This window comes from Pseudomonas lini (genome assembly GCF_964063345.1).
Taxonomy (GTDB): domain Bacteria; phylum Pseudomonadota; class Gammaproteobacteria; order Pseudomonadales; family Pseudomonadaceae; genus Aquipseudomonas; species Aquipseudomonas lini_B.
Genome location: NZ_OZ061318.1, coordinates 41,107 through 59,177, shown reverse-complemented (window position 1 = coordinate 59,177; position 18,071 = coordinate 41,107). Strand labels below are relative to the sequence as shown.

The following is an 18,071-nucleotide window of genomic DNA, read 5'->3' as shown; positions in this document are numbered from 1 at the left end:
GGTGGCATCAGCAGTGCTTGAACTGTGCGGCGCGTTTCTCGACGAAGGCAGTCATGCCTTCCTTCTGATCGGCGGTGGCGAATATCGAATGAAACACCCGGCGCTCGAAGCGCACGCCTTCACTGAGACTGGTCTCGAACACGCGGTTGATGCTTTCCTTGATCATCATGCTGCTCGGCAATGATTTTCCCGCGATGGCATGGGCGGCCTTGAGGGTTGCTTCCAGCAAGCTATCGGCGGGTAGTACGCGGGCCACCAGGCCGGCGCGCTCGGCTTCCTGGGCGTCCATCTGGCGACCAGTCAGGCACATCTCCATGGCCTTGGCCTTGCCCAGGGCGCGGGTCAGGCGCTGGGTGCCGCCGATTCCGGGGAGTACGCCGAGGTTGATTTCCGGCTGGCCGAACTTGGCGTTGTCGGCGGCGTAGATGAAGTCGCACATCAGCGCCAGTTCACAACCGCCGCCCAGGGCGTAACCAGCGACTGCGGCGATCAGCGGTTTACGGCGGCTGGCGATACGGTCCGCCGGGGCGAAGAAATCGTCCAGGTAAATCTGCGGAAAGGTGAGCTCGGCCATTTCCTTGATATCGGCACCGGCGGCGAAGGCCTTGGCCGAACCGGTGAGGACCATGCAGCCGATCTGCGGGTCCTTCTCCAACTGATCCAGCGCCAGGTTCAGTTCGGCGATCAGTTGGCCATTGAGAGCGTTCAGCGCTTGCGGGCGGTTGAGGGTGATTAGCCCAACGCGTCCTTGCACTTCTAGTAGCAGGGTTTCAAATTGCATGACGCAGACTCCTAAGAAGCAGGCGCCAAGCAGGCGCCTGCCTGACGGCCTATTTCAGGGTGATGGTGGTGTTGACGGCGCCGCTGACTTCATCTTCGTCGAACCAGCGCTGGGTGATGGTTTTGGTTTGGGTATAGAACTGCACCACCTGCTTGCCATACGGACCAAGGTCGCCGAGCTTGGAGGCGCGGGAGCCGCTGAAGGAGAACAGCGGGACCGGAACCGGGATAGGCACGTTGATGCCGACCTGACCGACGTCTATCTCTTCCTGGAAGTGCCGTGCCGCGGCGCCTGAGCGGGTGAACAGGGCCGTGCCGTTACCGTTCGGGTTGGCGTTGATCAGCTCGATGGCATCGTTCAGAGTGTCGGCGTGCAAGACGCAGATTACCGGGCCGAAGATCTCTTCGCGGTAGATGGTCATGTTGGTGGTCACGCCGGAGAAGATAGTCGGGCCGACGAAGTTGCCCTGGGCGTAGCCAGCCACCTCAGGGTTACGGCCATCCAGCTCCAGCGTGGCGCCTTCGCTGACCCCGGTGGCGATCAGGCTGCCGATCCGGTCCAGCGCCGAGCAGGACACCACCGGACCGATATCGGTGCCTGGTTCTGCGCCGGCACTGATTTTCAGGGTCTTGGTTTTCTCGATCAGCTCGGGCAGCCACTGTTGTGCCTCGCCGACCAGGATCACCACCGGCAGCGCCATGCAGCGCTGGCCGGCAGCACCGAAGGCGGCGCCGAGCAGGTTGTTCAGGGTCTGCTGCTTATTGGCATCTGGCAGGACGATGGCGTGGTTCTTCGCGCCCATCATGCACTGTGCGCGCTTGCCGTTCTGGGTGGCACGGTTGTAGACATGGGTGCCAACCTTGGTCGAGCCGACGAAGGACACTGCTTTGATGTCCGGGTGATCGCAGATCAGGTTGACTGCATCGACGCCACCGTGGATGACGTTGAGCACGCCCGGTGGAACCCCGGCTTCCATGGCCAGTTCGGCCAGACGCATGGTCACCATCGGGTCTTGCTCGGACGGCTTGAGCACAAAGGTATTGCCAGTGGCGATGGCCATCGGAAACATCCACAGCGGAATCATCGCCGGGAAGTTGAACGGGGTGATTCCGGCGCAGACGCCTAGCGGCTGCAGCAGGGTGTAGGTATCGACGCCACCGGCCACGTTATTGGCCAGCTCGCCGAGCTGCAGGTTGCCGATGCTGGCTGCATGCTCGACGACTTCCAGACCGCGAAATACGTCGCCTTCGGCGTCCGGCAAGGTCTTGCCCTGTTCGGCGGTGAGGATCGCCGCCAGCTCCTTCATGTTTTCGCGGATCAGTTGCTGGTACTTGAGGAAGACTCGCGCACGGGCGCCGATCGGCGTCTTGCGCCAGGTTTTGAAGGCTTCCTTGGCGCTGGCCACGGCAGCATTCATTTCTTCCGTAGTGGCAAAGGGCACACGGGCCAGGACTTCCTGAGTCGCCGGATTGACCACATCGCGCCATTGGGTGGTCTTGGATTCGACCAGTTGGCCGCCGATCAGCAGTTTAACGGTGGGCACAGTGTTCTGGGTGTTTGCTTGCGCTGTCATTAGGACTCCAGCCTTTCAAGGGCAGATATTGGCAGGTGGTCATCGTGGAGCTTGAGAACCTTGGCCTTGATCCTAACAGTGCATTTTTGTCTATAGCAATGCGGCTGAGTGCAGGGTTATTCTGCATTTTTGCACAGCTAAGTTGGTGTCTGGATGGATTGGGACAATCTGCGTTATTTCCTCGAGCTGTCCCGTGCGTGCAAACTAACTGCCGCTGCGCGCCGACTGGGCGTCGATCACACCACGGTATCGCGCCGTGTCCAGGCGTTGGAAAAGAGTATGGATACTTCGCTGTTCGTGCGCGCGGCCGCGGGCTACAGCCTGACCGAGGCCGGGCGCACTCTATTGCCGCAAGCGGAAGCGATGGAGAGCGCTTTCTCGGCAATCGAACAGGCGCGAGCAGGGCAGCAGCAAGACAGACTGTCGGGACAAGTGCGCATCGGTGCGACCGAAGGCTATGGTTTGACGATGCTCGCTCCGCAGCTCGCCGAGTTAACCCGACGTTATCCAAACCTGGGGATCGATCTACTGGCTGTGCCGCGGATGGTACAACTGTCGCGCCGCGAGGCCGACATCGTGATTACCCTGGAGCGCCCCGAGCGAGGGCCCTTCATCATTACCAGGTTGACCGACTACGTGCTCAAGTTGTATGCCTCCGCTAACTATCTGGAGCGGCATCCACCCATTAAGCATCGGGATGATCTGCGCGAACATACGTTTGTGAGCTATATCGACGATTTGCTGTACAGCAAGGAACTCCTCTATCTCGATGAAATCGGCAAACCCCGGCATATCGCCGTGCGCAGCACCAGTATTCTCGCGCAGCAGCAAGCCACCTCCGCCGGGGCCGGTATCGCGATCCTGCCGTCATTCTCTGCCGATGCCGATCCGCGCCTGAGGCGGGTGCTCAGTGAGCAAATCGAATTCACCCGTACGTTCTGGATGCTGATACCAATTGAACTGAAGGACATTGCTCGGATGAAGGTAACGTGGAATTTTTTGCGGGAAATGGCGCAGGCCAACCAGGCGCTCTTGCTAGGGACGCTAGTTGGCGAAGGGTAATGCTGTCACGAAATACTCCTCGGGAAAGGTACTGACGTAGTATGGATTTTTGAGTCATTTTTCGCGATTGCTCTGCAAGCAGCGGCCCATGAGGGCGTGCTGTAGAGAAGCAGGCCTTAGCCATTCACGTACGCAAGTCGATCAAGTCGCGGCCTGAAAGGCGGCTTCACTGGGGCGAGTTGCAAGCTTGCGCACTTCGTCAGCCACTGCAAAACCGCGACCTGCATCACCAGCGCGAGCGGCTTCGATGGCGGCGTTGAGCGCCTGCAGGTTGGTCGTTTTCAGCTTGATCCGGTAGATCGCCCCGAACGGTTTCCTCCCCACTGCGGTCGGCCAGATGCGCGGCGGACAGGCTGATCACCTCCGGCTTGTCCTGCGGGTGAATGCGCGAGGCCCAGTTGTCCAGCACATTGGGAAAGTCATCGGAGGTGCTCAAGCCGAGGATGCTGCAGAACTGCGCCGACCAACAGGAGGGGCGTGGATTCATCGGGTCACCATCGATAACTTCCATGTCCCACAGGCCTCCGCTGAGCAATGCCCGCGTCAGCTCGAAACGGGTCAAGACCTAGTCGAGTTCCTTTTCCCGGTCGTGCTGCTGGTGAATGCCGCGCAGCCAGCCGTCAACGTACACCGGCAGGCTGCGTTCATCGCGCAGCGCTTCGGCGCTGCTGTCGAACCGTTTGCAGTGCCAAGCGGTATTGCGCGTAATAGGCGGGGTGTCCATTCCGGTCGTTCAGGTTGCGCTCCTGGGCATCGATGGCGGCCGCCTTATCGTCGGGGTGCAGGCGATCGCTTCAGCTGCCGAGCTGGTTGGGGAAGTCTGCGCACTTGATCGGTCCACCAGAAGGCGTCATGCGGGTGCAGCGGATCCTCTGCCCTGACATCCATACCCCAAAGACTTTCGTTGCTAACCTAGCTGACCAGTTCGAAGCAGGTGTGCAGGCGCTGGCGTTCGGCTTCGCTGCCGGTCAGGCGCGCAGTGAGTGCGGGCAGCTCGCTCGCCAGGGCGTCATTTCATCAGCCTGTCGCGGCTTGGCCTCTCGGATAGTTTGGAACGGCGGTGTTCCCCTGTGCACCGTTTACTTTGACGCCTTAGGTGGTACCGCCCTTACCGTGAGCTGTGAGAGCACTCTGAATCAGCGGTGCCACGTGTCGGTCAGACCCCCGCCATATTCCCGTCTTGACTTGTTGACAACCGACTCGGAGCGGCATATCGTTTCTTTAACTTACAGACCGAACTGTCTGTTTGTAACAACAAGAAAGCGCTTGGCCTGTTTGTATGACAGGCTCAGGCTAGAGAGGGTTACATTAGATGAAGAGCCTTATTCGTACTGTTCTCATCGCCGGCGCCGGGCAAGCAGGGGCGGCAGTAGCGTTTGAGATTCGAGCTCAGGGGTATGAAGGGCAAGTGATCTTGGTAGGGGCCGAGAAGCATTTTCCGTATGAGCGGCCGCAGCTTTCCAAGCAAGTGTTGCAAGTCGGTGATAATGAGCTGAGGTTCATTCGAGAACCCGATGCCTACCGGGAGGCCAATATTGAGCTTCGCCTCGGGCTCGAGATTGTCAGTATCAATTCGGAAGAAAATACTGCCCTGCTATCTGATGGGACTTTGGTGGGCTTTGACCGGCTGGTGATTGCTACCGGTGTGCGCGCACGATTTTTGCCAGGACTGTCTGGGGCAGGTGTCACTTATCTACGGACAGTCGAGGATGCGCTGAATCTTCGTGAAGTGATCAAACCACAAAGCCGTATCGCTATTGTCGGTGGTGGGGTGATCGGTCTCGAGGTGGCCTCGGCGGTGGTTGCCGCTCAAGGGAGCCCCGTGGTGATAGAGGCTGGCACTCGACTAATGGCGCGTAGCCTGTGCGAGCGCGCGGCAAACTTTCTCGACTCTTGGCATCGCCAACAAGGTGCTGATATTCGCTATGGTGTGACTGTTGCTCGTTATGAGGCCGGGATGCTCACGCTATCTAATAGCGAGCAAATTGAAGTGGATCATGTGCTGGTTTGTGTCGGGGTCCAACCCAATCAAGAGCCTTTTGTGGACTGTGAGATTACAGTGCCGCAGGGGGTGCTGATTGATGAGTTCGGAAGTACCGCCAATCCGAGTATTTATGCCACTGGCGATATTGCAGTTCATCAGCATAACGGCTCTTTCTATCGAGTGGAAACCTGGGAGCATGCGCAATTGCATGCCGAAATGGTTGGCCGAAATATTCTTGGCGTACAGAACGGTTACAACCAGCCCGTCTGGTTTTGGTCTGATCAGGGATCTTTGAACTTGCAGGTTGTTGGAAGTGCTGTCAGCGGCCGAGAAGTGTGCCGCACGGGAAATCGAGAAGGCTCTTTCAGCATATTCAGAGTTTCCGAAGATGGGCAAGTGTTGGGTTGTACGTCAATAAATTCACCAAAAGATATGGCAATGGCTCGACGATGGATAAAGCAAGGGGTTCGTATTGATCATCATGCGCTTGCTGATATGTCGATAGATTTACGCAAGTGCATTGTTTAACAAACGTTTTTGAGTCTCTGAGGAATCTATGAAAACAACAATAAATGAACAATTTCTTGATGTTGATAAGGAAAGTTCGGTATTCAAAGTCTCGCGCTCTACCTTTGTCAGGCCCGACCTCCTGGAGCGAGAGTATGAGCAGATATTTGATAAATGTTGGCTGTACCTCGGTCATGTGTCGGAGTTAAGCAAGCCTGGTGACTTTGTTACGCGTACCGTAGCTCGCCGCAACATTCTCTTCACCCGGGATTCCAAGGGTGAGCTCAATGCTTTTTTAAACGTTTGTCCGCACCGAGGGGCAACCGTTTGTCGTGAGCCTTCAGGCAATGCCAAGAACTTCCAATGCTTCTACCATGGCTGGATCTTTGGCAATAACGGCCAGCTGAAAAGCCAGGCTGGTGCCGAGCATTACAGTGATGCCTGCAAAAAAAGCGACTGCAACAACCTGACAGCCGTGCCGCGTTTTGATGTATTCGCTGGTTTTTGCTTTATCAGCTTTGATCCAGACATTATTTCACTGCCAGACTATCTGGCTGACGCCAAAGACTATCTAGAGCTGATTTCCAAACAGTCGGAAAGTGGCATGGCAATCGTCAGCGGCTCTCAGGAGTACTCCATCCGCGCCAACTGGAAACTGTTGGTGGAAAACAGTGTGGACGGCTATCACGCCGTCACCACTCATGCCAGCTACTTCGACTACATCAAGAACACCAACGGAGGCTTAAATCCAGAACCTCTTGCGGGGCGCAGTCTGGACTTGGGCAATGGGCACGCGGTGCTGGAATACAGTGCACCTTGGGGGCGTCCGATAGCGCAGTGGATCCCTCTGTTCGGCGAGGAAGGAAAGCGTGAGATGGACGAGCTTTATGCCCGTCTCGTCGAGTTGCACGGTGAGGAGTTGGCTGAGCGTATGGCGCGCAAGAACCGCAACCTGCTGATTTATCCGAACCTTGTAATCAATGACATTATGGCTGTCACGGTACGTACCTTCTATCCGGAAGCACCGGACTACATGCTGATCAATGGCTGGGCTCTGGCTCCTCGTGAAGAGACAGAACGTGCGCGTAAGTATCGCTTGTACAACTTCCTCGAATTCCTCGGCCCAGGAGGCTTTGCCACACCGGACGATGTCGAGGCTCTGGAGGCTTGTCAGAAGGGCTTCCAAAACTATCGGTTGGCACAATGGAATGACATCTCAAAGGGGATGCACAAAGAGCAGCCGGCATACGACGACGAGCAGCAGATGCGTGTGTTTTGGACTCGCTGGAACGAACAAATGCGCGTAAGCGATGAGGCTGAGGATTGAACATGACCAACTCAATTACACGCAGCGATATTGAAGATTTTTTCTACACCGAAGCCGACCTACTCGACAGCTGGAAGCTGAAGGAGTGGCTCGCACTATTTACCAATGACGGCCGATATCTGGTGCCATCGGCCGATCTGCCACGTGATGCCGATCCGGAAAAGAGTCTGTTCTACATCGCTGACGATTGGGCCCGTTTGAATGAGCGTGTGATTCGGCTCATGAAAAAAACCGCACATGCGGAATGGCCACGCTCGCGCACCCGCCACCTGGTCAGCAACGTGATGTTCGAGCATGCGGGCAATGGAGAGATCCTGGCTCGCGCCGCATTCGTCACCTTCCGGATAAAGGGTGGCTTCACCGATACCTATGTGGGCACTAGTTATTACCGTCTGGTGAAGGTGGATGGTCAGCTGCGGATTCTTGAAAAGCGGTGCCAACTCGATCTTGAGAATCTGCGTCCTCATGGTCGCGTAAGTATCATTCTGTAATGGGGGCTTGAATATGAATTTTCCATTCCGGTACCGCAAGCTTGCATATGTCGCACTGAACGTGACAGATCTGCCTCGCTCGTTGGAGTTCTACAAGACGCTGCTGGGGCTTGAGGTCTCAGAACACAATGATGAGATCGCCTATCTGCGTTGTAGTCGCGACCACCATAACATTGTGCTTCACGCTGCGCCGGAACGTGGTGTCAAGCGTGTGGGATTCGAGCTGGAAAGCGACGATGATGTGGAGGCCGCATTTACTCACTTCCAGGAGCTTGGCTACAAACCGGCCTGGGTGTCGAAGGATGAAACTACGCTGCTTAAGCAAGGCCGTAGCTTTCGTCTACGCGAGCGGCACAGCCTGCTTCAGTTGGAGATGTTCAGTAAGTCCACCCAAATGGCCAAGCCGTTTCTACCGACGGTTGCCAACATTGCGCGCGTTGGGCATGTGGTGATCGGCGCTGTAGAGTTCGAGAAGGCCTGCGACGCCTTCATTCAGGACTTCAACTTCAAGGTTTCCGATTTGATCGAAGACCGAATTTCCTTCATGCGCTGCCATCCTAACCCGCTCCACCATACCTTTGCAGTGGGACCGGCCAAGGAGAATCAGTTGCATCATGTGAACTTCATGGTGACCGATATCGACGATATTGGTCGAGCCCTGTATCGCATGAAAAAGAACAACGTGCAGATCGTTTATGGCCCTGGACGGCATCCGCCGTCTAATAGCGTATTCATCTACTTTCAAGATCCAGACGGCATGACCTTGGAATATAGCTTCGGCATGGAGGAGTTTCCCGAGGTTGGGGCACGAGAGCCGCGGATGCTTGAGGCCGTGCCGGAGTCTCTGGATACCTGGGGGGCAGTACCGCATCCTGAATTTGGCAAGAGCGGTGTTATCGAGGTGAGCTCATGAACACGATGTCAGTAGTTACTCCACTGGCCGGGCAGGTGGCAGTCGTCACCGGCGCAGCGCGGGGTATAGGTCTTGGTATTGCCCGCAGGCTGGCTGCCAGTGGGGCTGATTTGGTGCTCTCGGACCTCGATGTCGATGCGCTGCTCGGTGTTGAACATGCCCTCAAGCAAGAATTTCCGGTCAGCGTGATCAGTTGCCCTGGTGACCTGTCCCGCGAGGATGTGGTGGCGCAATTGCAAACGCAATCGCGTGAGCGCTTTGGAAAGGTACAGATACTGATCAACTGCGCGGGGGGTGGGGTGATCCGCCCTTTCCTCGACCACACTGCAGAAACACTCAAGGCTACCGTGGATCGTAACCTGTGGACCGTGCTGTGGTGTACCCGTGCCTTCCTGCCCGAAATGCTGGAGGCCGGTTACGGCCGTGTCATCAATCTCGGCGCGGATTCAGTGCGCAACGGTCTCTGGGATCATGCTGCCTACAACGCCGCTAAAGGTGGCGTGCATGCACTGACTTCCGGGCTGGCTCGTGAGTTTGCCACCAGTGGCGTAACCTTTAACACAGTGGCGCCTTGCGCGGTGGCAACGCCGCAACTCATCCACTTCATCGAAACCCAACCCGATCTGGCGCAGCGTTTCATTGACGTGATTCCTATGGGAAGGGCCGCTGAAATAGATGAAGTAGCGTCAATGGTTCACTACTTGGCGCTGCCCGAATCCAGCTTCGTGACTGGACAGGTTATCAGCGTTAACGGTGGGAGCAGCATGCAATGAGTGCTCAACTTATCGAAGTCGTTGCCATTGATGATGTGGCCGGACATCAGTTTCCGGTCGCTGTCTGTGTCACGGACGATGTAGCCCCCGGCGATATCTATCCGGCACTGCTGCCCTCAGGGCACAAGCTGGCGGTTTATAACGTCAACGGTGAGTTTTATGTCACTGACGACACCTGCTCCCATGGTGAAGCGTCTCTATCTGAAGACGGTATGCTGGAAGGGACGGAAGTCGAATGCACTTGGCACTTCGGTCGTTTCGATGTACGCACCGGAGAGGCCTGTGCCATGCCATGTACGCATCCTCTGCGTACATGGGGTGTTGAGGTACGGGATGGCAGCGTGTGGGTGACGGGCGTTCGTCCATTGGTTGGAGAACTGAAATGAGCCAGGCAGCACTTGAACGATATGTACGTGTTGCTGCTAGAGCACTGGCCAGACATGGCTTGGTTCAGGCGTGGGGGCATTGCAGTGCACGGATTGATGAGAGGCACTTTCTGGTCTGTGCGGCGCAACCAATGGGGTCCATCGGACTGCAGTCCGGAACAGTGGTTTCAATCGATGAGCCGTTGCCGCCTGGTGTACTAGGAGAGGTGCGCATCCACCAGCAGGTTTATGCGCGACGCCCAGAGGTGGGTGGGATATGCAGGATTATGCCCCACTACACCATGGCGCTATCCACTCTTGGGCAGGTACCCAGCCCTAGGCATGGTGTCGGAGCCTTCACTGCGGACTGTCGTTATTGGGATGACCCGCGTTTGCTACGTGATGATGGTTTGGCAAAACAATTGGCTGAGACATTGGGTGAGGCCAATGCATTGGTGATGCGAGCCAATGGTGCTGTCACTGTCGGACCAACACTGGATGTTGCCGTCGGAATTGCCTGGTGTTTGGAGGATGCTGCTCGTATCGAATGCACTCTTCGCTCAATGATCCAGGACGTCAATGCCGGGCTGCTTTCGCCTGACGAGGTGCGGGCCAGGCAGGTTAGCACGGGCCAGGTATTCGAGAGACTATGGACACATCTGACGTTTGGCGATCAGGAGCAAGCCGATCCTGCAACGGATTGGCGGCAGGTTGTTCAGACAGACTAAGCAGAACTGGCCGATGAGCTTCGTGTTTGTGTGAGACTCGACCATAATCAACAGTTTTCTGTTAAAGAGCTATTTGCCATGCATTCGACTTCCACCGTACCGACAAAGATTACGCGCCGTACCCAGGCTGAGCGTAGAGACGCAACTCGGGAAAAAATCCTGAATGCTGCAGTGGAGTTGCTCCTTAGCAGAGGGTATGCAAGCTTTCGCGTGAGCGATGTTGCCGATGCGGCGCAAGTGTCCAGGGGCGCGCAAACCCATCATTTTCCGACTAAGAGCAGTTTGCTGTTGGCTGTGCTTGAACGGGTGTATGCAGACTCAACTGCTTCCAGTATGAGTCGCATACAAATGCTCCGCCCAGGCGACGACCCCCTGGACCTGCTCTTTGAAGAGGCCGAGGGGTTTTTTATGGGACCCAATTTTGCGATTGCCCTGGACTTACTGAATATGGGGGATGCAGATCCTGAACTTCGGAAGACCGTACAAGAACTGTCGCGAATTCATCGCCTTCCCCTTGAACAGGGTTGGATTGAAGTACTAATTAAGTTTGGTGTTGATCCGGAGCGGGCCAAAAATATCGTCTGGATGAATTATGCAATTTATCGTGGACTCGCGATGCGTGCCATGATCCAGGAAGACCCTGAGCATAATGCACAGGTGATATCCGAGTGGAGAATTATTGCCCATCAGCAGATTGCATCTGTAAAATAGTCTGAAATAACAAAAGAGTTTATTGCTGGAGGTTGGAACCACATGGTTGTGGGGTGCTCGCTCGTTCTTAATTTAAGAAATATAAATATAAGGAGTTGATTATGAGTTTGTGGCTAGATTTTTTAGGTGTTGAAATTCGATATGTAAAAACCCGCAACTTTGGAACTATTCGAGTGGCAGAAGCGGGTGCTCATAATGACCACGCCATTATATTTCAACATGGAATTAATGGTCATTTTGAAGCCTATGCCAAGAACCTTATTCCTCTGTCCAAGCATTTCCACGTAATTGCGTTTGATTATGTAGGACATGGCTTGTCGAGTAAGCCTGACTGCGAATACACGCCGATGATGTTGGCTGAGCAGTTGGGTGAGCTGATGGATGCCATGGGGATTGCCAAAGCACATCTGTCGGGTGAATCCCTTGGAGGCTGGGTATCTGCACTGTTTGCGGTGCGGTGGCCAGAACGGGTCGATCGCTTGATGCTTAATACGGCAGGCGGTCTGCCGATTGTGACTGAGAAAGGACGACAGGATCTCAAGCACTTTATCGAGTTGAACAAGCGCAACATCGATAACGTACCGAGCTATGAGTCGGTTCAGGCGCGCCTGCACTGGCTGATGCACCCTGACAACCATCACATGGTCAACGACGAATTAATCAACCTGCGTCTGGGGATTTACCTGCAGCCAGCCAGTCGTGCGGTGCTTCCACGCTTGAACGAGATCCTGGCCCATCACGATGACTACCTCATCCCGCTGGAAAAACTGCCGCAAGGCACGTTGTTCCTGTGGACCGAAGACAACCCTATCCACGACATGGAAACGGTCAAGGCCGCCCATGCTCGTGTCGAAGGTAGCCTGTTGTATGTCATGAAGGGGCTAGCTGCGCATTGGCCACAGTACGAGCAGCCTGAGGAGTTCAACGCGGTGGCCACGAAATTCTTCACAGACGGTAGCGTGGCGTGAGGTGTGACATGACTGACAAACAAGCGATCGCCGACCTGCTTTGGCGGGCGGAGCAAACGCGCCAGGCATGTACGCCTGTGCGCGAGTTTTTTACTGAACAGGATCCACGGGCACTGATTGACGCGGCATATGCCGTACAGCGCATCAACATTGAACGACAGCTGTCAGAGGGGCGTCGGGTGGTTGGACGCAAGATTGGTCTGACCTCGCTCGCGGTGCAGCGCCAACTCGGAGTTGACAGCCCGGACTTCGGCACTCTGCTGGACAGCATGAGCATTTGCGACGGTGAGGAGATTCAAACCTCGCGTCTGTTGCAGCCTAAGGTTGAGGCGGAGCTCGCCCTGGTGTTAGAGCGTGACCTTACCCACGAGAAGCACAGCGTCGCTGACATCATCGGTGCGACGGCCTATGCCTTGGCGTCGATTGAGGTCGTGGCCAGCCGCATCGAAGGCTGGAATATCCGCCTGGTGGATACCGTGGCGGATAACGCCTCCTCAGGTCTGTTTGTGCTGGGCACTCAGCCGATGAAGCTGTCGAGGTTGGACCTGGCGGGCATGAAGATGGCGATGCATGCAGGCGACACTCTGGTTTCCGAAGGGCAGGGTAGTGCCTGCCTCGGCAACCCACTGCATGCTGCGTGTTGGCTAGCCGACACGATGGTGCGTGCAGGCACCCCACTGCGTGCCGGCGATATTGTTCTAACTGGTGCACTCGGCCCGATGGCTGCGGTTGCTCCTGGTACGACTTATACCGCTCGTATCGAAGGCTTTACCCCGGTACGTGCCATCTTTTCCCAGGAGTAGCTGTGATGAATAAGATGAACAAGAAAACTGCGGTGGCGATTATCGGCTCGGGCAATATCGGCACCGACCTGATGATCAAGGTTCTGCGCCATGGCCAGCACATCAAAATGGGCGCGATGGTTGGTATTGACCCCACGTCCGATGGTCTGGCGCGTGCTGAGCGCATGGGCGTTGCGACAACCTCTGGCGGTATTGAAGGTCTGCTGGCGCTGCCGGGGTTCTCCGAGATCAAGATCGTCTTCGACGCTACCTCGGCTGGTGCCCATGCCCATCATAACCAACTGCTGCAGGAGTACGGCATCAAGGTTATCGACCTGACCCCGGCGGCACTTGGACCCTATGTCATACCGGCGATTAACCTGGATGACGAGTTGGATGCACCGAATATCAACATGGTGACCTGTGGCGGTCAGGCTACGATTCCTATCGTTGCTGCCGTTTCTCGGGTGACGAAGGTGCATTACGGTGAAATCGTTGCGTCGATCTCCAGCAAGTCGGCTGGGCCGGGTACTCGCGCCAACATCGACGAATTCACTGAAACCACCTCCAAGGCCATCGAGAAACTGGGTGGGGCGACGAAAGGCAAAGCCATTATCGTTCTCAATCCGGCCGACCCTCCGTTGATCATGCGCGACACGGTGTTCATTCTATCTGAGATGGCCGATCAGGCAGCGATTGAGCGTTCCATTCAGTCGATGGTTGAGGTGGTGCAAAGCTACGTACCGGGTTATCGCCTCAAGCAAAAGGTGCAGTTCGATGTCATTCCAGTCGATGCCCCGGTGAATGTGCCGGGGCTGGGTCTGCGCTCTGGTCTGAAAACCTCGGTCTTCCTGGAAGTCGAGGGTGCTGCGCATTACCTGCCAGCCTATGCCGGTAACCTGGACATCATGACCAGCGCCGCCATGGCATGTGCCGAGCGTATTGCCGAAACCCGCCTCAACGTGTCGGAGGTCTGAGTAATGACTGACAAGAAGATTTATATCTCTGACGTGACCCTGCGTGACGGTAGCCATGCGGTCCGCCACCAGTACTCTATCCAGAATGTGCAGGACATCGCCCGAGCCCTGGACAAGGCCAAGGTCGATTCGATCGAGGTCGCCCACGGCGACGGACTACAAGGTTCGAGCTTCAACTACGGCTTCGGCAAGCACACCGACCTCGAGTACATCGAGGCCGCCGCTGACGTGATCCAGCACGCCAAGATCACTACGCTATTGTTGCCTGGCATTGGCACGGTGCATGACCTGAAAGCGGCCTACAACGCCGGTGCCCGAGTGGTGCGCATCGCCACCCACTGCACCGAAGCCGATGTCTCGAAACAGCACATCGAATACGCCCGGGAGCTGGGCATGGACACGGTCGGCTTCCTGATGATGAGCCACATGATCCCAGCCGAGCAGTTGGCTGCTCAGGCCAAACTGATGGAAAGCTACGGTGCGACATGTGTGTACATGGCCGACTCCGGTGGCGCGATGAACATGCAGGATATCCGCGATCGCTTCCGTGCGTTCAAGGCCGTGCTCAATCCGGAAACCGAGACGGGCATGCACGCGCATCATAACTTGAGCCTGGGCGTGGCCAACTCAATCACCGCCGTCGAAGAAGGTTGCGACCGTATCGATGCAAGCTTGGCGGGCATGGGGGCCGGGGCAGGTAACGCGCCGCTGGAAGTGTTTATCGCGGCCGCCGAGCGCCTGGGCTGGAACCACGGCACCGATCTTTACACGCTAATGGACGCCGCCGATGACATCGTGCGTCCGCTGCAGGACCGTCCGGTGCGGGTCGATCGCGAGACCTTGGCGCTGGGTTATGCTGGTGTCTATTCAAGCTTCCTGCGCCATGCCGAAATCGCCGCCGCCAAGTACGGCCTCAAGACCCTCGATATCCTTGTGGAGCTCGGCAAGCGACGCATGGTCGGTGGCCAGGAAGACATGATCATTGATGTCGCGCTGGATCTCCTGTCACGTAGCAATAACTAATTGTTTTCATTGGCTTAAGAGCAGGGGTGCGAGTGCCCCTGTAGCCATCGGTGAACACTGAAATAGCTGCGTTAGGCGGCGTCGATGAGTTTCTGATTTAGAAAGGTGCTCCACGGCTAAAAATGTTGTTGACATTGCACCGCCGTAGGGCAATATTTGACATATAAAATACAGACAGATCAGTCTGTTTATAAAAAAAACCTGCCATGCCATGCACTGAGAAGTGCGACAGGCTAGGCAGGAAGCGGAGAGTGCATAACCATGAGTGCTCCTATCCATGCCACCACGACCACGCAAGATGGTTTGCTTGAGGGATCTTCGTTTGCAACAGGTGCCTACGAGGAGCTGTATCGCCGCTCTGTTGATAGCCCTGAAGCTTTCTGGGAAGAGCAATCTCAACGCATCCACTGGCACAAAACTCCCGAGATTATTCTCGACTCACAACCGCCATTCCGACGCTGGTTTGTAGGCGGAGAAACCAATCTTTGTTACAACGCAGTTGATCGGCACCTGGAGAGTCGCGCAGACCAGCTGGCGCTTGTTGCTATCTCCAGCGAAACCGGCGTCACTCGTGAGTTCACGTATCAGCAGTTGTACATCGAAGTAAACGCCTTTTCCGCCGTGCTGAAAAAGCTAGGCGTAGGTCGTGGCGATCGCGTAGTCATATACATGCCCAACATGGCAGAAGCAGTGTTTGCGATGCTTGCCTGTGCCCGCATCGGAGCTATCCATTCGGTTGTATTTGGTGGCTTTGCCGCGCATAGCCTGGCAGTGCGCATTGATGATGCTGAGCCCAGTCTGGTCATTGCTGCAGATGCGGGGATCCGCGGCGGCAAGATCATTCCCTACAAGCCACTGGTTGATGCGGCTTTGGCTCAGGTCAGTAAGCTGCCGTCGAAGGTGTTGATCGTTTCTCGCGGATTGGATCAGAACCTTAGCTGGGTATCCGGTCGTGACGAGGATTACGCAACTCTGAAGGCTGAAGTTGGTGACACCCTGGTGCCGGTGGAGTGGTTGGAGTCGAATGAGCCGAGCTATCTGTTGTATACCTCGGGAACCACCGGTAAGCCCAAGGGTATCCAGCGTGATGTTGGAGGCTATGCGGTAGCCTTGGCACTGTCCATGCCGACAGTCTTCGATGTGCACCCAGGCCAGGTCATGTTCTCAACCTCTGACGTGGGTTGGGCGGTCGGCCACTCTTACAATGTCTATGGTCCGCTGCTGGTGGGTGCTACTTCTTTATTGTACGAAGGACTACCGACCCATCCGGATGCCGGTGTGTGGTGGAGCATCTGCGCACAGTACAAGGTGCGCACGATCTTTTCCTCGCCGACCGCCATTCGTGTCTTGAAGAAGCACTCGCCGGAGTTTATCGAGCGTCATGATCTGAGCGAGTTGAAGTATCTATTTCTTGCTGGTGAGCCTCTGGACGAGCCAACAGCGCACTGGATCAGCGAAATCCTTGACAAGCCGGTAATCGATAACTACTGGCAAACCGAAACCGGTTGGCCGGCGCTGACAATGTTACCGGGCATCGAAATGAAGCCGATCAAGTTTGGCTCGCCCGGTCTGCCAAATTTGGGCTACAAGACCAGAGTCATCGACAGCGTTACTGGTGTGGATGTTGCGCCGAATCAGAAAGGTATTCTGGTGTTTGAGCCACCACTGCCGCCTGGCTGTCTGACCACCATCTGGCGTGATGATCAGCGCATGGTGGATAGTTATTACAGCCACTTTGACGAATTGTTGTACAGCTCGTTGGATTGGGCGATCAGAGACGAAGATGGATACACCTTTATCCTCGGTCGAACCGATGATGTTATCAACGTGGCAGGCCATCGAATTGGGACGCGAGAGATTGAAGAAGTTGTGTCATCACTCAGCTGTATTGCTGAAGTTGCGGTGATTGGTCTTGCAGACGCCGTCAAAGGACAAGTTCCGGCTGTTTTCGTCACGTTGCGCGAACATACCTTGGATGCTGGAGCACGGCTAGATATATCAACGAGCGTGATCCAGGTAGTAGAGAAAAAGTTGGGTGCAATATCACGCCCAGCCAAGGCTTATATTGTAGAAGCGTTACCAAAAACCCGCTCAGGGAAGTTGCTACGTCGTCTGCTCAAAGCGCTAGCGCACGGCGAAGATCCCGGTGATCTTTCCACGCTGGATAATCCCGTGGCGTTAGAAGATATCAAAAGAGTTTTGGGGATCGCCTAGTTTTACTAGAGATGGCTTAGGACTCATAAGGATTAGCCGGTACCCTCCCGGGAAATTTGGCGGCTAGGGTATATTTTCATCAGATAAAGTCGAGAGTAAAAATAATGAGACTTGAGAATAAAGTTGCTATTGTAACAGGTGCCGCTACTGGTATTGGACGCGCGATTGCTGAATTCTATTACCGTGAAGGTGCCTGCGTTGTTATTGCTGATATCAAAGGGGCAGATGAAGCCGCCAGCGAGATGGGTGAACGTGCATTTGGCGTAGTGGCCGATGTCGCGGACCCGGAAAGTACCAAAGCCATGGCTGCAGCCGCTGTCGAGCGCTTCGGCAAGATTGATATCCTGGTCAATAATGCCGGAATTTTCACTGGTGTTAACTACACCCCAATGGAGAATCTGCAGGTTGCTGACTGGCAGAAGATGATGGCAGTCAATGTTATGGGGCCATGGCTGTGTGCCAGTGCTGTTGCTCCGTACATGCGCGAGAGTGGTGGTGGTCGCATCATTAATATTGCGTCGGTAATTGCCCATATGGGTGTTCCCTTCATGTTGCATTACGTGGCAAGTAAGGGGGCGGTCTCTGCGATGACGCGCTCCATGGCACGCGAGTTCGCGGCGACCAAGTCCGGAATTAACGTCAATTCCATTTCCCCTGGTTATATCCATTCGCAGAACGCTGTTGCCAACAGCGGGCAACACGAACAGTTCGAGGCGGTTTCTGCGCAAATGCGTACTGTCGAGCGCTCGCAAACTCCCGAAGATATTGCCGGTACAGCCTTGTGGCTGGCCAGTGATGAGTCAGCCACCGTCAACGGGCAGAACATAATCGTTGATGGCGGAATATTCATGAGTCTTTAATGTTTAGTTGCTCGAGCTAACACAATAATTAC

The 18,071-nt window shown here is 55.6% G+C and carries 19 protein-coding genes and 1 pseudogene; 15 read left to right on the top strand and 5 right to left on the bottom strand.

The window, feature by feature from the left end; genetic code table 11:
- Positions 1-7: 7 nt before the first annotated feature.
- A complete protein-coding gene (locus AB3226_RS00265) occupies positions 8-781 on the bottom strand; it encodes an enoyl-CoA hydratase (protein ID WP_367371502.1) in 774 nt (257 codons plus the stop codon).
- Positions 782-830: 49 nt separating this feature from the next.
- Positions 831-2,354 carry a CoA-acylating methylmalonate-semialdehyde dehydrogenase gene (locus AB3226_RS00260; protein WP_367371501.1) on the bottom strand — a complete coding sequence of 508 codons (1,524 nt, stop codon included), beginning with the start codon at positions 2,352-2,354 and terminating at the stop codon, positions 831-833.
- Positions 2,355-2,507: 153 nt separating this feature from the next.
- Here AB3226_RS00260 and AB3226_RS00255 point away from each other — a divergent pair, with 153 nt between their 5' ends.
- Positions 2,508-3,416, top strand: coding sequence for a LysR family transcriptional regulator (locus AB3226_RS00255; protein WP_367371500.1), 909 nt, complete (start codon positions 2,508-2,510; stop codon positions 3,414-3,416).
- A 153-nt stretch (positions 3,417-3,569) separates the two neighbouring features.
- Here AB3226_RS00255 and AB3226_RS00250 read toward each other — a convergent pair.
- The 3 genes and pseudogenes from AB3226_RS00250 to AB3226_RS00240 all read right to left on the bottom strand — a co-directional run.
- A pseudogene (locus tag AB3226_RS00250) lies at positions 3,570-3,698 on the bottom strand (methyl-accepting chemotaxis protein); the annotation flags it as partial.
- Positions 3,643-3,903, bottom strand: a complete 261-nt coding sequence (locus tag AB3226_RS00245) for a PAS domain-containing protein (RefSeq protein ID WP_367375725.1) — start codon at positions 3,901-3,903, stop codon at positions 3,643-3,645. The gene AB3226_RS00245 and the pseudogene AB3226_RS00250, both read right to left, overlap by 56 nt.
- Before the next feature lie 78 nt (positions 3,904-3,981).
- Positions 3,982-4,140, bottom strand: coding sequence for a hypothetical protein (locus tag AB3226_RS00240; RefSeq protein ID WP_367371499.1), 159 nt, complete (start codon positions 4,138-4,140; stop codon positions 3,982-3,984).
- Positions 4,141-4,728: 588 nt separating this feature from the next.
- On the opposite strand from AB3226_RS00240, the gene AB3226_RS00235 reads away from it, so the two are divergent.
- The 14 genes from AB3226_RS00235 (at position 4,729) to AB3226_RS00170 (ending at position 18,039) form a co-directional block, all read left to right on the top strand.
- Entirely contained in the window at positions 4,729-5,928 is a 1,200-nt protein-coding gene (locus tag AB3226_RS00235) for an NAD(P)/FAD-dependent oxidoreductase (RefSeq protein ID WP_367371498.1), read from the top strand.
- 28 nt (positions 5,929-5,956) lie between these two features.
- Complete coding sequence (locus AB3226_RS00230; protein WP_367371497.1) at positions 5,957-7,234, top strand: Rieske 2Fe-2S domain-containing protein; 1,278 nt, start codon at positions 5,957-5,959, stop codon at positions 7,232-7,234.
- 2 nt (positions 7,235-7,236) lie between these two features.
- Positions 7,237-7,725 carry an aromatic-ring-hydroxylating dioxygenase subunit beta gene (locus AB3226_RS00225; protein ID WP_367371496.1) on the top strand — a complete coding sequence of 163 codons (489 nt, stop codon included), beginning with the start codon at positions 7,237-7,239 and terminating at the stop codon, positions 7,723-7,725.
- Between the two features lie 13 nt (positions 7,726-7,738).
- Positions 7,739-8,638, top strand: coding sequence for a VOC family protein (locus AB3226_RS00220; RefSeq protein WP_367371495.1), 900 nt, complete (start codon positions 7,739-7,741; stop codon positions 8,636-8,638).
- Positions 8,635-9,411: an SDR family oxidoreductase gene (locus tag AB3226_RS00215; protein ID WP_367371494.1), complete on the top strand. Its 777-nt coding sequence runs from the start codon at positions 8,635-8,637 to the stop codon at positions 9,409-9,411. The genes AB3226_RS00220 and AB3226_RS00215 overlap by 4 nt, the downstream gene beginning before the upstream one ends.
- Positions 9,408-9,797, top strand: a complete 390-nt coding sequence (locus tag AB3226_RS00210; RefSeq protein ID WP_367371493.1) for a non-heme iron oxygenase ferredoxin subunit — start codon at positions 9,408-9,410, stop codon at positions 9,795-9,797. The genes AB3226_RS00215 and AB3226_RS00210 overlap by 4 nt, the downstream gene beginning before the upstream one ends.
- Complete coding sequence (locus AB3226_RS00205; protein WP_367371492.1) at positions 9,794-10,504, top strand: class II aldolase/adducin family protein; 711 nt, start codon at positions 9,794-9,796, stop codon at positions 10,502-10,504. Before AB3226_RS00210 ends, AB3226_RS00205 begins: the two co-directional genes overlap by 4 nt.
- Before the next feature lie 78 nt (positions 10,505-10,582).
- Positions 10,583-11,215 (top strand): TetR/AcrR family transcriptional regulator, encoded by a 633-nt coding sequence (locus AB3226_RS00200; RefSeq protein ID WP_367371491.1) that lies wholly within the window; start codon positions 10,583-10,585, stop codon positions 11,213-11,215.
- A 101-nt stretch (positions 11,216-11,316) separates the two neighbouring features.
- Positions 11,317-12,183 carry an alpha/beta fold hydrolase gene (locus tag AB3226_RS00195; protein WP_367371490.1) on the top strand — a complete coding sequence of 289 codons (867 nt, stop codon included), beginning with the start codon at positions 11,317-11,319 and terminating at the stop codon, positions 12,181-12,183.
- An 8-nt stretch (positions 12,184-12,191) separates the two neighbouring features.
- Entirely contained in the window at positions 12,192-12,986 is a 795-nt protein-coding gene (locus AB3226_RS00190; protein WP_367371489.1) for a 2-keto-4-pentenoate hydratase, read from the top strand.
- Positions 12,987-12,991: 5 nt separating this feature from the next.
- Complete coding sequence (locus AB3226_RS00185) at positions 12,992-13,942, top strand: acetaldehyde dehydrogenase (acetylating) (RefSeq protein WP_367371488.1); 951 nt, start codon at positions 12,992-12,994, stop codon at positions 13,940-13,942.
- A 3-nt stretch (positions 13,943-13,945) separates the two neighbouring features.
- Complete coding sequence (gene dmpG / locus AB3226_RS00180) at positions 13,946-14,965, top strand: 4-hydroxy-2-oxovalerate aldolase (RefSeq protein ID WP_367371487.1); 1,020 nt, start codon at positions 13,946-13,948, stop codon at positions 14,963-14,965.
- 261 nt (positions 14,966-15,226) lie between these two features.
- Positions 15,227-17,179, top strand: coding sequence for a propionate--CoA ligase (gene prpE / locus AB3226_RS00175; RefSeq protein WP_367371486.1), 1,953 nt, complete (start codon positions 15,227-15,229; stop codon positions 17,177-17,179).
- 104 nt (positions 17,180-17,283) lie between these two features.
- Positions 17,284-18,039: an SDR family NAD(P)-dependent oxidoreductase gene (locus AB3226_RS00170; RefSeq protein ID WP_367371485.1), complete on the top strand. Its 756-nt coding sequence runs from the start codon at positions 17,284-17,286 to the stop codon at positions 18,037-18,039.
- The last annotated feature ends 32 nt before the right edge of the window (positions 18,040-18,071 follow it).